At 45.7% G+C, this 667-nt stretch carries 1 protein-coding gene; it reads right to left on the bottom strand.

The genetic code is table 11. From position 1 onward, the window contains the following. On the bottom strand, window positions 1-667 hold a 667-nt coding region (locus tag AB4653_RS12525), incomplete at both ends, for a DbpA RNA binding domain-containing protein (RefSeq protein ID WP_372104301.1).

Here is a 667-nt window from a genome sequence, read left to right as displayed (position 1 = left end):
GAAGTCATTGAAATCAACAACTACAGCGCCAGCTTCTTTTTGACGAATGCGAAGTTTGCTTAGCTTACCAGCAGTTTCAGAGTTCATTGCTTTTGGCAGTTGAACGTAAGTAGAACCTTGGTCTAGCTTGATAGCACCGATAGAACCTTTAGTTAGGCCTAGTTCGTTTGCTAGTGCGCCAACGATGTCTTTAACCTGAACGCCTTGCTCACGGCCAACTTGTAGTTGGTATGTATCCCAATCTTGAGTATTGAAGTTACGACCACCACCGTCACGGCCATTGTCACGATCTTCACGACGCTCTTTGCGACGGTTCTTATCACGCTCAATAGCAGCGATCATTGGGTCTTCGCCAACGTAGAATAGAGGGCTCTTACCTTGCTGACGCTTAAGAAGCATTGCAGCTAGAGTAGCAGCATCAACTTCTAGAGATTCTTGTAGTGTAGAGATTAAACCTGCGAAGTTTTCTAGAGCTTTGCTCTCTTTCTCAGTTTCAAGCTCAGCACCAAGCTTAGCAACACGTGCAGCAGCAACTTCGTCACGTTGTGGAAGTTGGATTTCTTCCATTTGAGACTTAGTTACACGCTCGATAGTGCGAAGCATACGAATTTGGTTAGTACGAACTAGTAGGATCGCTTTACCTTTACGTCCAGCACGGCCAGTACGA

Source organism: Vibrio sp. 10N.222.48.A3 (assembly GCF_041475345.1).
Taxonomy (GTDB): Bacteria; Pseudomonadota; Gammaproteobacteria; order Enterobacterales; family Vibrionaceae; genus Vibrio; species Vibrio tasmaniensis_A.
The sequence above is the reverse complement of the archived record's forward strand: the minus strand, read 5'-3'. Positions and strand labels throughout refer to the sequence as shown.